Annotated in this window: 11 protein-coding genes; 5 read left to right on the top strand and 6 right to left on the bottom strand. The window is 53.9% G+C overall.

Going from position 1 to position 17,283, the window contains the following annotated elements:
• Positions 1-7: 7 nt before the first annotated feature.
• From Q6D67_RS12800 to Q6D67_RS12785, 4 genes are read left to right on the top strand one after another with little or no spacing between them, the layout of a single operon-like run.
• A complete protein-coding gene (locus Q6D67_RS12800; RefSeq protein WP_304706010.1) occupies positions 8-1,048 on the top strand; it encodes an LLM class F420-dependent oxidoreductase in 1,041 nt (346 codons plus the stop codon).
• Positions 1,048-1,839, top strand: coding sequence for an SDR family oxidoreductase (locus tag Q6D67_RS12795; protein ID WP_304706009.1), 792 nt, complete (start codon positions 1,048-1,050; stop codon positions 1,837-1,839). The genes Q6D67_RS12800 and Q6D67_RS12795 overlap by 1 nt, the downstream gene beginning before the upstream one ends.
• Before the next feature lie 19 nt (positions 1,840-1,858).
• Positions 1,859-3,613: a bifunctional isocitrate dehydrogenase kinase/phosphatase gene (gene aceK / locus Q6D67_RS12790; RefSeq protein ID WP_370551959.1), complete on the top strand. Its 1,755-nt coding sequence runs from the start codon at positions 1,859-1,861 to the stop codon at positions 3,611-3,613.
• Positions 3,613-4,320, top strand: coding sequence for a histidine phosphatase family protein (locus Q6D67_RS12785; protein ID WP_304706007.1), 708 nt, complete (start codon positions 3,613-3,615; stop codon positions 4,318-4,320). Before aceK ends, Q6D67_RS12785 begins: the two co-directional genes overlap by 1 nt.
• Here the strand turns inward: Q6D67_RS12785 and Q6D67_RS12780 are convergent.
• The 4 genes from Q6D67_RS12780 to Q6D67_RS12765 form a co-directional block, all read right to left on the bottom strand.
• Positions 4,307-5,182 carry an acyl-CoA thioesterase II gene (locus Q6D67_RS12780; protein ID WP_304706006.1) on the bottom strand — a complete coding sequence of 292 codons (876 nt, stop codon included), beginning with the start codon at positions 5,180-5,182 and terminating at the stop codon, positions 4,307-4,309. The two genes, Q6D67_RS12785 and Q6D67_RS12780, sit on opposite strands and share 14 nt — an antisense overlap.
• A 35-nt stretch (positions 5,183-5,217) precedes the next feature.
• Positions 5,218-6,504: a TetR/AcrR family transcriptional regulator gene (locus Q6D67_RS12775; RefSeq protein ID WP_304706005.1), complete on the bottom strand. Its 1,287-nt coding sequence runs from the start codon at positions 6,502-6,504 to the stop codon at positions 5,218-5,220.
• A gap of 84 nt (positions 6,505-6,588) precedes the next feature.
• Positions 6,589-7,965 (bottom strand): MATE family efflux transporter, encoded by a 1,377-nt coding sequence (locus Q6D67_RS12770; RefSeq protein ID WP_304706004.1) that lies wholly within the window; start codon positions 7,963-7,965, stop codon positions 6,589-6,591.
• Positions 7,966-7,973: 8 nt separating this feature from the next.
• A complete protein-coding gene (locus Q6D67_RS12765; RefSeq protein ID WP_304706031.1) occupies positions 7,974-8,564 on the bottom strand; it encodes a DNA-3-methyladenine glycosylase I in 591 nt (196 codons plus the stop codon).
• Positions 8,565-8,706: 142 nt separating this feature from the next.
• On the opposite strand from Q6D67_RS12765, the gene Q6D67_RS12760 reads away from it, so the two are divergent.
• On the top strand, positions 8,707-9,465 hold the full coding sequence (locus Q6D67_RS12760; protein WP_304706003.1) for an enoyl-CoA hydratase/isomerase family protein: 759 nt from the start codon (positions 8,707-8,709) through the stop codon (positions 9,463-9,465).
• Positions 9,466-9,491: 26 nt separating this feature from the next.
• Here Q6D67_RS12760 and Q6D67_RS12755 read toward each other — a convergent pair whose 3' ends face one another.
• Together Q6D67_RS12755 and Q6D67_RS12750 are read right to left on the bottom strand one after the other, a co-directional pair.
• Entirely contained in the window at positions 9,492-12,686 is a 3,195-nt protein-coding gene (locus Q6D67_RS12755; protein WP_304706002.1) for a triple tyrosine motif-containing protein, read from the bottom strand.
• Positions 12,658-17,142 (bottom strand): two-component regulator propeller domain-containing protein, encoded by a 4,485-nt coding sequence (locus Q6D67_RS12750; RefSeq protein WP_304706001.1) that lies wholly within the window; start codon positions 17,140-17,142, stop codon positions 12,658-12,660. Before Q6D67_RS12750 ends, Q6D67_RS12755 begins: the two co-directional genes overlap by 29 nt.
• Positions 17,143-17,283 lie beyond the last annotated feature (141 nt).

The following is a 17,283-nucleotide window of genomic DNA, read 5'->3' as shown; positions in this document are numbered from 1 at the left end:
CAACACCATGAAACTGGGCATCCTGCTGGGCTACTCCGGCAAGCAGATCGATATCCCCATCGATCTCATTCGGCAAGCGGAATCCATGGGCTATGATTCGGTGTGGACGGCCGAGGCCTATGGCAACGACGCCGTTACCGCGGCCGCCTGGGTCCTGGCCCAGACCGATAAAATCCGCGTCGGCACCGCCATCATGCAGATGCCCGCGCGGTCACCGGCCATGTGCGCAATGACCGCGATGTCCCTGGACCAGCTGTCCGGGGGGCGCTTCATCGTCGGCCTGGGAGCATCCGGGCCGCAGGTGGTGGAGGGTTGGCACGGCGTGCCTTACGGCAAGCCGGTCACCCGCACCCGCGAATACATCCAGATCATGCGCAAGATCATGGCCCGGGAGGGCCCGGTGGAATTTCAGGGTGAAGTGTACCAGTTACCCAACACCGGCCCCGGTACCACGGGATTGGGCAAGCCGCTCAAATCCATCCTCGAGGGCAATCCCGACATACCCATCTACACCGCGTCCATTACGCCGGCGGGCCTGCGCTGTGCCGGCGAAGTGGCGGACGGCGTGTTCCCGGTATGGATGGACCCGAACAAGTTCAGCATCCTTGGCGAGCATATCCAGAAGGGGCTGGACACTGCGGGTGGCGGCAAGAGCCTGGCAGACTTTGATATCGCACCCTTTGTCTCGGTGGCCGTGAACGACGACCTGGACGCGGCCTATGATTCCCTGCGTCCCTGGCTGGCGCTGTACATCGGCGGCATGGGCGCCAAGGGCAAGAACTTCTACCACGATTACGCCTCCCGTGCCGGCTACGGCGATGTCGCCGGACGGATCCAGGACCTGTACCTCTCCGGCAAGAAGGCCGAGGCGGAAGCGCTGGTGCCGAATCAGTTGCTCGACGAAGTGGCGCTGGTTGGCCCCCGCGAGCGGGTCATCGAACGGCTGGCCGACTGGAAGGCTGCCGGCAAGCGGGGCGAGGTCGGTACCATGCTGCTGGGGGTACACGATCCCGCCGTGCTGGAGCTGTTCGCGAAGGAAATGCTCTGATGCAGGTGCAAGGACGGGTCGTGGTTGTCACCGGTGGCGGCAACGGCATCGGCAAGGCCCTGTGCGAACGCTTCCACGCTGAAGGGGCAGAGAAAGTCATTGTCGCGGATCTCGACCTGGTCGGTGCCGAGGCAGTTGCCGCGGCGGTAGAGGGTGAAGCTTTTGCGGTGAACGTCCGCGACGAGGACGCCATCAAGGCAATGGTCGACGACGTGGTCGCCCGTTACGGCCATATCGACCTGTTCTGCAGCAATGCAGGCATTATCGCCGGTGACGGGGACCCCTGGTGGGCAACCTCTGCACCGAACAGTACCTGGCAGGCCATGTGGGAGATTCATGTGATGGCGCACGTCTACGCTGCCAGGGCCTGCCTGCCCGGAATGCTCGAGCGCGGTGAGGGTTTCTTCCTCAACACGGTGTCGGCGGCGGGGCTGCTGAACCAGGTCGGGGACGCGGCCTACTCCACGACGAAGCACGCTGCGATCGGTTTTGCCGAGGCGCTGGCCATTACCCACGGGGATGACGGGATCAAGGTCGCCGCCCTGTGCCCCCAGGCGGTGGCGACACAAATGATCGGCAGCGTGGAGGAGGGTGGCACCGCCGGTGTCGATGGCATCCTGACCCCGGAACAGGTAGCAGACGCAGTGATTGAGGGCCTGGCCGCAGAGCGCTTCCTGATCCTGCCGCACCCGCAGGTGGCGGACTACCGTGCCGCCAAAGCAGCGGATTACGATCGCTGGTTGGGTGGAATGCGCAAACTGCGGCGCCGTTTCGGCAACCCAAACCTTTGATGCCATGCAGGCAATGGGCATGACCTACAGCCGCGGCCAGCAGGAGCGCTTTGCGCGCACCATTCTGAACGGGTTTGAGTCCTATTTTGCCGAATTCCAGAACATCACCCTGGCGGCCCGCGCACGCTTTGAGGCGCAGGACTGGCAGGGCATGCACGCGGCTTCCATCCAGCGTATTGACCTGTACAAGGAGGCCACGACCCGGGTCCTGCAGTATGTGGAGCTGATTGCCGGTGAGCAGCTGCACAGCCTGCAGTTCTGGCAGGACGCGCGCGGCAGCTATGCCGACCTGATCCGCGGCCACAACAACTTTGAAATCGCAGAAACGTTCTTTAACTCGGTTTACTGCGGAGTGTTCAAACATCGCAAGATTCGCGATGAATACGCCTTCGTGTTTTCACCCCAGGGAGACATGCCGACACCGGACGTGCGCCCGGTCTACCGTGCCTATTCCTGCGCTGGCGACTTCGAGACACCCTTGCGGCAGCTGCTGCAGGACTATGGCTTCAGCCTGCCCTGGGAAGATATGGAGCGCGATATCGCCAGTATCGTCGAGGCCGTCGAACTCTACCTCGCGCCACGTTTTGACCTGACCCGGGACGGTGTCGAGATCCAGACCCTCGAGCCGCATTTTTTCCGCAACAAGGGCGCCTACATCGTCGGCCGCATCGTTTCCGGCCCCGACTCCATGCCCATTGTAATCCCCGTTCTGCACAGTGGCAGTGGCGAGGTCTACGTCGACACGATTTTGTTCGGTGCCGACAAGATGAGCGTGATTTTCAGTTTCACCCGCGCCTATTTCATGGTGGACGCCAGCGTCCCGTCCCAGTATGTCCTGTTCCTGCAGCAGCTCATGCCCGCCAAACCGATTTCTGAAATCTACAGCTCGATGGGCTACAACAAGCACGGCAAGACCTATTACTACCGCTGCGCCTTCAGGCACATGAAGAGCACCAGTGACAAGTTCATTATTGCCCCGGGTATCAAGGGCATGGTCATGAGTGTGTTCACCCTGCCTTCCTACGATTTCGTGTTCAAGATCATCAAGGACCGGTTCACGCCGCCCAAGGAAATGACCCGGGAACAGGTAAAGGAAAAGTACCGGCTGGTGAAGCGCTGGGACCGGGCGGGCCGGATGGCCGACACCCAGGAGTTTACCAACCTCGCCTTCGCCCGCGAACGCTTCTCGGATGAGTTGATGGAGGAACTGCACAAGGTGGCTCCGTCCCTGATCGAAGAGCATGGCACGGCACTGCTGATCAAGCATGTCTATGTCGAACGGCGCATGACCCCGCTGAACCTGTACCTGCAGGATGCTACCGAGGAGCAGGTGGCGGCTGTCATGGACGAATACGGCAATGCTATCAAGCAGTTGGCGGCGGCCAATATTTTCCCGGGCGATATGCTGCTGAAGAATTTCGGGGTTACCCGCCACGGTCGTGTCGTATTCTACGATTACGACGAGATCGTGCCGCTGATGGACTGCAATTTCCGCGAGATACCCGCACCCCGGAACGAGGCGGAGGAGATGGCCAGCCAGCCCTGGTACAGCGTCGGCCCCAATGACATTTTCCCCGAGGAGTTCCGGCTGTTCTTCTCCGGCAACCAGCGCGCGCGCAAGGTGTTCGACGCCATGCACAGCGATATCTACGAGGCATCGTTCTGGCAGGGTCTGCAAGAACGGATACGCCAGGGCTACGTCGAAGACTTTTTCCCCTACCGGCGCAAGCTCCGGTTCAATCGCACACCCGGGCAACAGGCAGCAACTGGATAATGGCAACACTGTATCTCTTCCGACATGGCCAGGCGTCCTTTGGGGCACACGACTACGACAAGCTTTCCGATCTCGGCTGCCGCCAGGCGGAAGTGCTGGGCCATTATTTGCGCGACCAGGGTATCCAGCTCGACGCATCCTACAGCGGCGGTCTGCTGCGGCAGCGGGAAACCGCTGCACTGGCCCTGGCCAGCCAGCCCCGGGAGGTGCCGCACCATATTGACGAGCGCTTTGATGAGGTTCGCAATGACGAGCAGATCAAACACCTGGTGCCGACTGTGGCGACCACAAACCCCAGGATCAAGGCGCTGGTGGACCAGGGCTTGAGCTCCAGCAAGGATTACCAGAAAGTGATCGAAGCGGTGTTTACCCATTGGGTATCACCCGCCTGCGACGAGCCGCGGATCCAGAGCTGGGCTGAGTACTCCGGTGCGGTAAGCGCAGCTTTTCGGGATGTCATCGCGGCCCAGGGCTCGGGCAAGACCGTGGGTGTATTCACCTCGGGAGGAACCATCGCCACTATTGTCAGCCAGGTATTGGGTTTGAGTGGTGAGCACGCCTACAAGTTCTACGAGCCGATCTTCAACTGTTCGGTGACGCAGCTTTTTTACAGCGGAGACAAGGTGTCACTGTCCTACTTCAACGATCGCTCCTTCCTGCAGGTGCTGGGCGGTCAGCACGGCGAGCAGCTCATCAGCTATCGCTGACGACCCGCTTCTTGCGCAGCAGGGACTCCTGGGCTACCGAGGCCACCAGCTCTCCGCTGCGGCTATAGAAAGTGCCGCGGCTCAGACCCCGGCCGCCGTGGGCGCTGGGGCTGTCCATCGCGTAGAGCAGGTACTCGTCCACGCGTAGCGGACGGTGTAGCCACAGTGCGTGATCCAGGCTCGCGGGCTGCAGTTCCGGGCTCATGCCAGTATAGGGGTGGGGCAGCAGGGCGGCGCCCAGCAGGGCAAAGTCGGAGATGAAGGCGAGAATGGTCTGGTGACGCACCGGGTCATCGCCGATATCACCGGCCGGGTCCAGCACCCGGAACCACATGAACTGTTCCGGTTCCTGGGGCTGCGGATTCAGATAGTCCCGGCGCTTGACCGGGCGCCGCTCCAGCGCCTGCATCAAGGGCCCGGTAAAACGGTCGGGATACTTCTCTGCCATCATGCTCCAGAACTCGAAATCGGTTTCCAGTTCTTCCGGCGGCGTTACCACCGGCATGTCAATCTGGTGGCTCAGTCCCTCCTCGATGGCGTGAAAAGACACTGAGGTGCTGAATATCGGTATGCCATCCTGCTTGGCGATCACCCGCCGGGTGGTGAAGCTGCCGCCGTCCCGAATAGGGTCGACCTCATACACAATCTGCTTCTTCGGATTGCCCGGGCGCAGAAAATAGGCGTGCATGGAGTGAGCGCTGCGCGAGGCTTCCACGGTCTTGCTGGCGGCATAGAGCGACTGCGCCAATACCTGGCCGCCGAACACGCGTGGCGGGTAGCTGGGGCTGTTGCCGATGAAGAGATATTTGTCGATACGCTCCACTTCGAGCAGTGCCAGCAGTTTTTCCAGTTTGTCAGCCATGGTGGTGTTCCTCGTTGGACTCGGCCGCGACGGTGTCAGCGCGGCTGCAGGCCATTAAAAAAGATGTCGAAGTAGTCCACAGCAACGGCATCGAGGTCATCGACCCGGCGCCACAGTTTGATGTCCATTGCCGCGTTGATGGCGCCTGCAATGAGTTGCTGGGCAATAAATGGTTCGATATCGCGCACACTGCCGTCGGCGATTCCCTCCCGAATAAATTCACCGAAGTGCTGGTTGGATGACTCGGTGCGCTTGAGGATCTGCTTGCGCCTGGCCATGGGGAGGGCGGTAATCGTACTGTAGCGTATCAGTGGCCCCCGGTCGGAATTCTGGGCGTGAAAGATTCGCCTGCAGACCTGGTCGATTTTATGCAAACCCGTCCCTTCCAGTCCCAGTGCCTGCTGATAGATCTCCTCGGTCACGTCCAGGGAGTAGGTGTAGCAATTGAACAGCAAGTCTTCCTTGTTGCGGATATGGTAGTAGAACGCGCCTTTGGATACGTTCAGGTGCTCTGCAATCTCGTCCAGGGAGGTGCCATTAAAGCCCTTCTTGTTGAAGAACCAGGAGCCGGTCTTGTAGAACGCCTGCTGCTTGAGCCGGTTCCGCTCATCGCGATCGAAGCCGTGGACATAGTTCTCCGCGGCGGAATCCAGCAGCAGGGAGCCGTGCTGGTACTCGCCAGCACCGGGATACAGCCCGCGGGCCAGCAGGTCCCAGGCCTGTTGTGCCAGAGCGCCAACCTGTTCCCGCGGCTGGCTGTGTAGCCAGGAGAAGATCCAGTCCAGTGAGCCCAGCATGGCACGGGTTGCCGCAATGGTTTCACAGGGCCGGATTTCTCCGGCGTCGATACCCGCCCGCAGGTAGCCGCGCAGGCGCTTGAACAGGGCGATGTACTGCGCTTCCACCTCACTGCGGTGAGCTCCCTGCAGGGACGCAATCTCCAGCAAAGCGGCAAGATGCGGGCCGCGATTCTCCTGGGCCGCCAGCCAGTTCTCGAACTGCAGCAGGAAGAACTGCCGTGCCCGTTCCAGGGGGCTGCTACAGCGCTGCTCTATATCATCCATTGAGCGCAAGTGATGGCCCAGGGCAGCCAGGTAGCACTGGTAGATCAGCTCTTCCTTGGTTTTCACGTAGTAGTAAAGGCTGGTCTTGGTCAGGCCGAGGGTTTCGGCGATATCGCGCAGGGTGGTAGCGCGTGATCCCTTGGAGTTGAACAGGCGCGCCGCTTGCGAGAGTATCGCGGTACGTTTGGCATCGTGCTGAGCAGATCGATTGAAGGGGGAGCCCGGCCCAGTCGTTTCTTTATCCCTGCTCTTGCCCATGTAACGCCTCTGCCGGACCTGGATGCCGACTGCCCGTACCCGGTGGTCGATAATTCCAACTTTAAGTATTTTTTTTGTCGCTGTCTACAGCGCCGGCTTGGGATTGTGCTCAAAACGCAGGTCCAGCCACTTGCGGGAACGGTAGCGGTAGATCAGCAGCACAGCTTTCAGGCTGTAGTCCAGCAGCATCACTCCGAAGATCCAATACACGGAGAGCCCCAGCCGCGTGCACAGCCAGGCCGGGATCAGGCGCCCAAGGATGATGCCGATAAATGTTGCTACCAGGGGGAAACGCGTATCACCGGCGCCGCGCAGAGCACCGGCGAGAGCAAAGTCGCAGGCCATCATGGGCTGTGCCAGGCAGATCACATAGATGAAAACGACGGTCAGGGAGATAACTTCGGGGTCGCTGATCATGAACGTGGCCAGGTCCTCCGCAAACCAGGCCATGATAATTGACAGACTTATCATGGCAATGAGTGCCATTCGCAAGGACCGCCAGCCAGTGGCCATGGCGCGGTCGGGTCGGCCGGCGCCGAGCTGCTGCCCTACCAGCGTGGCAGTGGCTACCCCGAATCCGAAACCGACCACGATGGGAAAGGCCACCAGGCTTATGCCGATGCCGTAGGCTGCGTAGGCAGTGGTACCGTAATTGGCAATAATCGCGAAGAACGCAAGAAAAGCCACTTGCACCACCGCCTGCTCGGTGACCGCGGGGGTGGCTATCCGTACCAGATAGCGCGCGCCGCCCCAGTCGATGTTCAGGCGCTGAACTGGTTTCAGGCCAAAGTTGCCCCGCCACCAGAAAGCGAGAAAGCCGCAGGTGACCACGGCGCCCGCCGCTCCCCCGCCGAGTGCAACACCGGCGACCCCCATTTCCGGCAGCGGACCCAAACCAAAGGCCAGCGCGTAACCAAAGCTAACGTTGAGCGTCGAGCTGACCAGGAGAAAGTAGAGCGGCGTAATGACGTCCCCGGTTGCGCGCAGGGAGGTCGCCAACATCATGTTGGCCGCCGAAAACAGGTTGAACATGCCCAGCCAGAAGATAAATCGCGCTGCCAGCGTGGTTGTGAGTGGGTCCAGCCCAAACAAGCCGGCGATGCTGCCGGGAATCAGGAGCACCGGAATACTGAGCAGCGTCGCGATCAGCAGCGCCAACAGCAGCGCCGTCCAGCTGGCCATTTCTGCCCGCGCGATATCCCCAGCTCCCCAGTACCTGGCAACCATTGCCGTGGCTGCAACCGAAAGCCCCATGAGAATCGCCTGGACCAGGAAGAACACGCGGTGGCCCGTAGTGACGGCTGCTACCGCGGACGTCCCCAGTCCTGCAGCGATTTTGATATGCATGAAGCCGACTACAGTGAACAACAGGTTGGATATGATCGTCGGCCAGGCGAGTTGCCATACCCTTCCGCTGGTAGATTCACGTTTGGCGGTCGCGGGCTTCGTCTCTCCTTCCATTGGGCTTCCTAGATTCCTTGGTACAAGCCTGCGAGCTCACTGCATTCGCTGTGCCGGAAACAGGAGAGTATATGGTCGTTGACCATGCCGGTCGCCTGCATGTGGGCATACAGGATGGTGGTGCCTACAAAGGTGAACCCCCGCTGCTTCATATCCTTGCTGATGGCATCCGACAGCGGGGTACTGGCGGGCACTTCCCCCATATTCGCCCAGCGATTGCGTATGGGCTCGCCGTCCACAAAGCGCCACATGTAGTTGGCAAACGATCCAAATTTCTCCTGCACGGCAAGGAAAGCCCTGGCGTTCTGCCGGGCGCCGTAAACCTTGAGTCGGTTTCTGATGATACTGGGGTCGCCCAGTAGACTGTCCAGCTTGCGGTCGCTGAAGCGGGCTATCCGCTGGGCGTCAAAGCCAGCGAATAACTTCCGGTAGCCCTCTCGCTTGCGCAACACCGTAATCCAGGCCAGGCCGGCCTGTGCGCCTTCAAGGATCAGGAATTCGAACAGGGTGCTGTCATCGTGTACCGGCACACCCCATTCAGAGTCATGGTAGGCCACATAGAGTGGGTCCGATCCACACCAGCCACAACGTTCCGGCATTGTCGCGTCATCCTCCAGGGGCTGCAGGGTAAACCGAGTATCAGCCTCGCGGCTGGGCTTGTCTAGCGCCGCAGCTCGCAGCCGCGGCGCAACCTTGCATTCGCTGTGGCACAAAGCGGCGGCCTGTGCCAGAATCCGGCGCATGACCGACACCATACTCTACGAGCGAACCGGGCATATCGGTCGACTCGTTCTGAACAATCCGAGCCAGCACAATGCGCTGGGGCAAGAACAGCTGGCGGCGATCCAGAAGCATCTGGCGACTGTTCGTGCTGACGAACAGGTGCGCGTTCTGATCATTACCGGGTGGGGCGACAAGACCTTCTGCGCCGGAGCGTCACTCCAGCAGCTCGGTAGCGGTGACCTATCCGGCGACCAGTTTCAGGAAACCACAGACATGGTGGCTCATCTTGCCATCCCGACGATCTGTGCAATCAACGGCAACGTCTATGGCGGTGGCGTCGAACTGGCCCTCAGCTGTGATTTCAGGGTAGGTATCGCAGGCAGCAAGTTGCGCGTTCCCGCCGCCGCCATCGGCTTGTGTTACCCCGTCACCGGTATAAACCGTTTCGTGGAACGCCTGGGTGTCAGCGCCGCCAAGCGTATGCTGTTGGCCGTCGAGGAAATAGAGGCTGAAACACTGCTGCAGCTCGGTTTCCTGGATCATCTCGTGCAACCCGCCGCTCTCGACAAAGCCGCTGAGACCCTTGCGCTACAAATATCCAACCTGGCCCCTCTTGCGGTTCGCGCCATGAAGCAGATCATCCAGCAGGCTGCCTCCGGCCAGATTGATCGTGACGGGGCGCAGGCTTTGGCGAAGGCCTGTCTTGATTCGGAAGACCTGCAGGAGGGTTTTGCGGCCAAGCGGGAAAAAAGGTCACCCCGGTTCCAGGGAAAGTAACCACCCGCAAGATCCCCGTCAGAGAGTCATCCAGCCTGCAGATTCGCCCAGGGGAGATCGAAGCGGCAGGCAACCATGCACCGATCCTTCTCTCCGATGGCCAGTTCACAATCCAGCGTTTCAGCTGCATGCCCGATAATCGCAAACCCCGCAGACTCTGGTGACTCAAATGTCAGCCCCGACGGTATGCCCACTCCGTCATCCTGATAAATGAACCTGACCGCATCACTGCACGTATCTGGGTCGGGTGTAATGGTTACTGAAAATCGCACAAAACAGGTGGCGCGTTTAGCGGCAAAGGCATGCGACAGTGAGTTATCAAACAGTTCCGCAAGCATGATGGCGAGAGGAATAGCCTGCGCTGCGGGAATCAATTCCCTCTGGATATCATTGACGATGGTGAGTCGATCGCGCACCTGGGGATGGCCCTCACACAACTTGTTTGCCAGTGCGGTCGCGCAGTTGTGGAGGTTGGCATAGAGTCTTTCACCTTGATAGTAAAGACTGTCGTGTATCGTCTCAAGCACTCCCAGTCGGAACCGGGTTCTGTCCTGAATATGCTGCTTATCTGAAGCTTCGTACTCAGCGGTCGAATCCGTGCAGAATCGTGCCCAATACAGCAAATCCTTGTTGTATGAATGAATTGAGTCGGTGAGTTTGCTCCGAAAATCGATCTGATCCTGCAGTTCATCCGCAAAGCGATCAGCTACCCGCTGCATCTCGTTCGCCTGTTTTAGCTGCTGTTCCTTGAGCATATACTTGCGGGAAAACTTCAAAACCACAATAAACACGCCTACAGCAGCGAGCAAATAAACCGTAAAGGCCCACCAGGTTAACCAGGGCGCAGGCTCAACCTCGAGGTCGATGGCCAAGCCGTCGTAATTCCAGATTCCTGCTGAATTCACAGCCTGTACCCGGAAAACGTAATCTCCCGCAGGCAAGTTGGTGTAAGTAGCTGACCCGCGGTCGCCTATGTCTATCCAGTCTTTGTCGAATCCAATCAGCTTGTGCCGATAACGAGTGCTCTCCGGGTCTGTGTAATCCAGGGCACTGAACTCAAAAGTTATGAAGCGATCTTTGTGGCTTAGGATAATTGAGTCTAATCCCTCGATTGTAAACATTGCCGGCCATTCAGCCCCCGAGAAATAAATCCGCGTAATGAAAATTGAAGGAGGACTCGTGGAAGTTGAGATTTGGCTTGGGAGAAATCTGTTGTAACCTCGGCTGCCTCCGAAATAGAGAAATCCATCTCTGTCAATAAATGATGACCCGAAGTTGAATTTATTGCCCTGAATTCCATCTGCGGCGTTATACCTACGAAAGAAATCGAAAGTATCAGAGTAAAGGAACAAGCCGTTTGAAGTGGCTATCCATAGGCGGTTTTCCGTATCCTCTTCAATTGCGTACACGGCAGCTGCGTAGGAATGAACCTCCTGCAGATCTGATTCTGCGTGGAGAATGGTTTGATCTTTATCCTCATGGTTTACGGTAAATAAACCGTGACTCTGAGTGCCGATAAGAATTTCGTTCTCAGACATTGAGTGCACGGCCGTTATCGTCGGCTGCACGTTATGTAGAGGAAAAACAAGGCTCACTGGACTGAAGTTCTGGGACTCAATGTGGTAAAGGTAGACTTCAGTCTCGTTAGTGGCGATGACTTGGTTGGCATGCTTTCTCAATATTGTGATAGTGCTGTCAGTGACCTTGTGCGCGACATACACAGTTCTATTTCGTCTAGTCAGTTTCTCTAATAAATACACCCCATAATTAAAGGATGAGACGAGGACTTTTGTGTCAGAGAGCCTTAAAACCTGAGTGACTTGAAGATCACGATTGGGGTTGATAGTGTTCTCAATAACCTCTCGCGAGGTTGTATCTATAATTAGTAGCCCCGATCTCCGCGTTCCAATAAAAATCTCTGAGCCGTGCACATCAAGCGCCATTACCCTGTTGTCAACTAAAGATATATTTGGGAAGATTTTCGAGAAAGGTTTATGTAACATAGTTTCTGGATCAAACCTAAATAGGCCGTCATAGGTGCCGAGCCAGATATTTCCTGAATTATCTTGAGAGAAATTTAGGATCTCGTTGGAGATTGAATCTGAAAGATAGTTGTAAATTTCAAAGTCTGATATTCTTAAATAAGATAAACCTTCATACGTTCCAATCCAAAGCGTATTGCCATTGGAATGTAAGTGAGTGATATGGTCGTTAGTAAGCCCTGAATTGCGCGTGGTGTACTTTTCGACGAAGCTACCATCCAGGCGAAAAACGTAGAGTCCTTCATCGGTGCCAGCAAAAAATAATTCCTTATGAACGGCAGTAATCTTAGTGGCTGGCGATATATTGTGCTCGCTAATAATCTCTGCGCTTAATCCTTCGCGCGGAATCCGGACTACAGCACCTTCATCGAGCGCAATTTTTGTGATGTCGGCGAGTCTTTTAGTCTGAGTTACGGCTGGTTCCTCGGTTGTGCGGAGCAAGAGCGGCGCTCTATCGTCAATAGAGTTATTCTTGAGATTAATTTGAAATATTCCCAAGTCTGCGAACACAATGAGGTTTGATTCGTCCTCGACTAGTACTCTGGATACGGCGCCAGTAATTTGGGCGTGCTCGTGAAGCGTGGAAGCTCGCGAACTTGAAGAAACTGGGTGGCCTTTGATCGTGCCTTCATGAACGTAGACAAGGGTGTCGTGATCCATAAAAAGAACTTGCGAGACGCTGCTGTTGGGTAACCCCTCTACGTTTTCGAAAATCCGCTTCTTTGGGTTATATCGAGTAATTCCTGTGCTGCGTGATGATGCCCAGACATCTCCCTTGTCGTCTTGGGTGATAGACGAAATATCCAATGAGGGGGCGTAGTGTTGTTGGTGGGGGTCTGTTGTAGTGAATGAAACCAGCCTTTGCCCGTCATGCATATGAAGTCCGCTCTGTTCTGCGACCCATAGTTGACCATTCTTCTGGCTGAGTATCGACGTTATGGCAGCATCACCAAGTGCGCTTGTCTGCATTAGCGGCTGTATGCGTACCGTCTTGGATACACCGTCGTATAGCTCTTTTTCTAGAGAGCTGTCAAATTCCTGAGTCGCCTGAGAAAGCGTTGGAAACGCCAATGCCAGAAAAGCTAAATAAAGTGCACAATAAACTATGGAATTTCGTGTGGGCACAGATGCGGGTAATCCGGCTCCCCCATCAAGTCGTCTGTGTGAGTTCTTCTGCATGCTGTAAGAACTCCTTATAAGCCAGTTCTATATCTTCAATTTTACTATCTAAATCTGTCAGATCCCCTCTCCTGGATTTCTTCTCAACTTCGGCACTTATTAATCGAACTTTCTCGGCCCCTAAATTTGCGCTCATAGACTTGATGGCGTGCGCTACTGTAGACGCCAACTCGGCGTCCCTAGTCATTTCGGCTTCTGCGAGTTCCACAATTTTTCCGTTCATTTGTTCTTCGAATCCTATAAGTAGTTTTAGCAGGATTGGATTGCCTGTTTGTCTTTCTACCGCCTTTATATTTTCTATTGAATTTAGATTGAATATTTCCGATTTTGCAAAGTCTTTAGTTGTTGTTTGACTACTGGCAGAGACAGAAGAATAGCTGGGGCCTAGGGATGTTTCGGCGGCAGGTTTGAATAAAGAGTATGTCTCCAAAACCTCGCGAATATCTCCGATTTTAAAAGGTTTTGTCAAATACCTATTCATCCCGGCACTTAATCCGCGCTGTTTTTCCTCGCTAGTATTTCCGGCAGTAAGCGCGATGATAGGCGTCTTTGATCTATTCTCTGTCTTTTCGTATTCCCGAATATTTGCGGTTGCCTGGTATCCGTCCATAATGGGCATTTGGCAATCCATGAAAATAATGTCGAATTGCTGCCGTTTGGCTAGTTCTAGCGCCTCAAGTCCGTTTCCAGATATCGTGATGTTGCAGCCATACATTTGAAGAATCTCGCCTATTATCTTTTGGTTTGTTTCTAAATCCTCTGCCACGAGCACACTAGGTTTAATGTCTCTCATAGGGTGTTGCGTTTGAACTTTGTTACCGCTGCGTATGTGATCAATGTCAAAGAGTTCTTGTAGATGTTGCAACAGAACGCTGCTGGTAAGGGGTTTTGTAATAACATGCAAAATACTGCGGTCAAGGCCTGAAGTATCTTTCCTCAATGGGCAGAGTAAGATTATTTTTTGTGTCGGGCATGAGCGGATAAAGCTGTTTGTTTCATTTATGCTGTCAAAGTAATCGGAGTCGATCAAAATTGCGGTATAGGGTTGGGCGCAATTCATGGCCTCCCGCCAATCTGTAGTTGTCGAAAATCCTATTCCCGCAACTTTAAGCTGAGAAGTTATCGCTTCTGTAGTGGTGTCTTGGGCGGCAAGCACCACTATATTGTGGTTTCCCCAGTCTGCACAAGTTCTTGCATTTGTGCTTACTCTCACAGGCACATTTATCTTGATTTTCGTGCCGACATGCACCTCTGAGTCGACAAGTATCTCTCCTGACAACAAATCGACGAATCGTTTAGATATTGCCAGTCCCAGACCAGTGCCGCCATATTTCCTGGTGGTGCTGGCATCTGCTTGAGTAAACGCTTCAAACATTCCTTCTCTAGCGGCTTCATCCATTCCTATGCCAGTGTCTTCAACGGTGATTGAAATGGATCCACTATTGCAATTGACTGCGTCATTCTGCCAGTCAACTGTGACTCGGATGAATCCTTTTTCCGTGAACTTAATAGCATTACTGGTGAGATTTATTACTATCTGCCTCAGTTTGGTGGGATCGCTTATTACTTTACCCGGTAGCGGGCCTTCGATTACATAAAGGAAATCAAGAGATTTTCTGCTCGCGGGTTCGCTTTGAAGGTAGCACACATCATCAAGTAATTGGATAAGATCGAAGTCGATGTTCTCAACTTCCACTCGCTCAGCCTCTATTTTTGAGAAGTCTAATATAGAGTTGATAAGTTGGAGTAGAGCTTGGCCACTTGCATGAGCTGCGTTTGCAAACTTTTGTTGCTGATCCGATAGCTTGGTGTGTAAAAGCAGCTCAGTCATACCAATCATTCCATGCATCGGGGTTCGAATTTCATGGGTTACTGTAGCTAAAAAATCTGACTTTGATCTGTTGGCGCGTTCTGCCAAGTTCCTAGCTTCTTCTAAATCAACCGTTCGTTCTTGAACCTTTAATTCGAGCTCCCTTTGTCTTTTTATCGCCTGTTGGCTTTTTGCCCGTTGATTCATTGTTATCAGGTAAACTATAGATAACGCAAAGATGGCGTACGCGAAGTACGCTTGCTTGCTCAACCACGGCGCAGGTGTGACGTTCAATTCAAACGCGACGCCATTATCGCTCCATATTCCGTCTGAGTTACTACCTTGCAGTTTAAAAACATATGATCCCGCTGGGAGACTAGTGAAAGAAACGGACCTCGAATTTCCCAGTTCGATCCATGAATCGTCAAATCTCTCAAGCATGTAGCGGTATTGGTTAGAAGAGGGGTTGGTGTAGTCAAGGGATGCAAACGTGAAACTCGCATAACGAAAGTTGTATGGGAGCGAAATTTCCTGCACTTGATCGTAAGGCACGTCGAAAAATACTTCTTCATTTAGTAGTCTATATTCGGTGATTTGGACCGGTGGTAGATAAACGTTTCTTTCGATATTTTCCGGCTCTATAACGTTGAATCCGTTATTTCCTCCGAAGAAAAGTCTCGACTGCTTGTCTCTGAGCACAGCGCCGTGGTTAAACTCAGACCCTTGAAGCCCGTCAGTCAAATCAAAGTGCTCTGCGGTGCCATTTTTTCTCGATATGCGCGACAATCCTCGGTTATGTGATAGCCAAATATCCGAGTTGGAGTCGCTAGTGATCCCATAAACATCTGCGCTGGGAAGGTCGATGTTCTCTTGATACTGGGAGAATCTATTAATCTTATTTTTCTTGTCTGAGTTAGACCATTTGTTTACTCCTCCACTCTGCGTGCCAATCCAGAGATTTCCTCGTATATCTTCATGTATTGCCCATGCAAGATTACTTGAAAGACTTTCTGGGTTGCTGGTTTCTGAAATGAATCGTCGAAACGTACCGTTGACATGGTCAAAGAAATTAAGGCCGTTTTCCGTGCCTATCCATACTTCTCCGTTGCTGTCCTCAGTTATCGCTACCACGTTGTTACTACTTATGGACTCTTTATCGTTTGGGTCCCATCTGAAATGAGAAAAGCTATCAGCTGTTTCGTCGTATATGTTTAGTCCGCCACCATAGGTGCCGATGAGCATTAGTCCGGTCTTTGTCCTGGTAATTGAAGTGATGCCGTTGGCGCTTATGCTCGTGGGGTCACTGATCCGTCTTCGATAAACTTTTGTATCACCGGTTTCTAGGTCTACTCGATTTAGTCCTGAATTCAGTGTTCCCACCCATAGGATCGAGTCCTCAATGAGCAAGCTCATAACTTGTAGGGAAGAAATGCGATCGTTCAATGCATTCTGAGGGAAATAGTGATCTTCTGTGGTGTTGTGTGGGTCATAAGTATAAAGTCCAGTATTGCTGCCAACCCAAACTATTTCATCGTTGTCTTGGGCAAACGCATTTATTGAGTCATTTGGGGGGCCTAGAATAGAGTCAACACGCTTAAATAGCGATCTTGTGCCGTATGCGAGTCCGTTGTAAGTGCCGACCCAAATTATTCCTGACCTGCTCTGAAAAACACTTAGTATCTGGTTGTCTGGTATGTTTGAGTTAGAGGAATTAAGCCACGTAAAAGTTTGGCTAGCTGGTTCCCAGACACTCACGCCACTTCTTGTGGCAACCCAAATGTTGTTAGAACGGTCTTCCATCGTCATATAGACTGTCTGATCGGAGACTGATTTTCCCTCCGGGGAGGAAGTGTCGAAGTATTCGAATTTTTCAGTTTTCGTAGAGAATCGTACGATTCCGGAGTCTAACGATGATATCCACACACTGCCGTCTGAAGCAGTCATTATATGACTTAGCCTCGTAAGAGGTCTGGAACTATCTGTTGCGCTAGGAACTCGAATAGTTTCTATGGACTCTTCATTCTGGTTTATTCTTAAAAGCCCGAGGCCGTCGATCAATGCCCAGATCACCCCGTCCGAGGATTCAGAAAATGATACAGCTCTAGTTGCAACAGAGTTTTGGTCGGGTGGAAAATGTTCGAAGGTTTGCGTTGCAGGAGAGAATCGACTGAAGCCGGTGCCTATATCATAACCAAGCCAAAGATCTCCTTGGCTATCGAGGAACAGGGTGTAAATTTCATTAGATAGAGGGTGGCGGTGAGAAGGGAGTTCACCTGCTTTTATGGCCTTGAAAGTATGATTGGTAGGATCGTACTTATTGAGCCCCCCCCCCGCTGTAGAGATCCAAATATATCCTTCGCTGTCCTCGGCTATGCCTGTTGTTGATTCATGACTTATCGAATTTGGATCCCGATTAGATGCCCTGAACCGTGTTACGGTATAACCATCATATTTGTGTAATCCCTCTTGGGTGAGTAACCATATAAAGCCTCTGCTGTCCTGATAAATGGTCCGCACAGACTGTTGGGTCAACTCTCGGGTGGCAGGGGAAAGCTGAAAGGTGTAGTCCTTCGGACTAAGAGCTAGGCTTTTCTCCGATAACAAAACAATAGAAAGAGTGAGAGCAAAACGAGCTATAAGCTTCACAAAGACTGCCCAGTTAATAAATTCAAAACGCGTGACACGAATGTTACCGCGATTATATAGCTGAGACTACGGTGGGTGTGGGTGTAGGGGAAACAAAAAACGGCCCGTGAGGGCCGCGTACGTTAGAGCAAATTGTGTTGC

Origin of the sequence: Haliea sp. E1-2-M8, assembly GCF_030649675.1 — a bacterium.
GTDB lineage: Bacteria > Pseudomonadota > Gammaproteobacteria > Pseudomonadales > Halieaceae > Haliea.
Note: the sequence above shows the minus strand (reverse complement) of the source record. Positions and strands in the feature narration are given on the sequence as shown.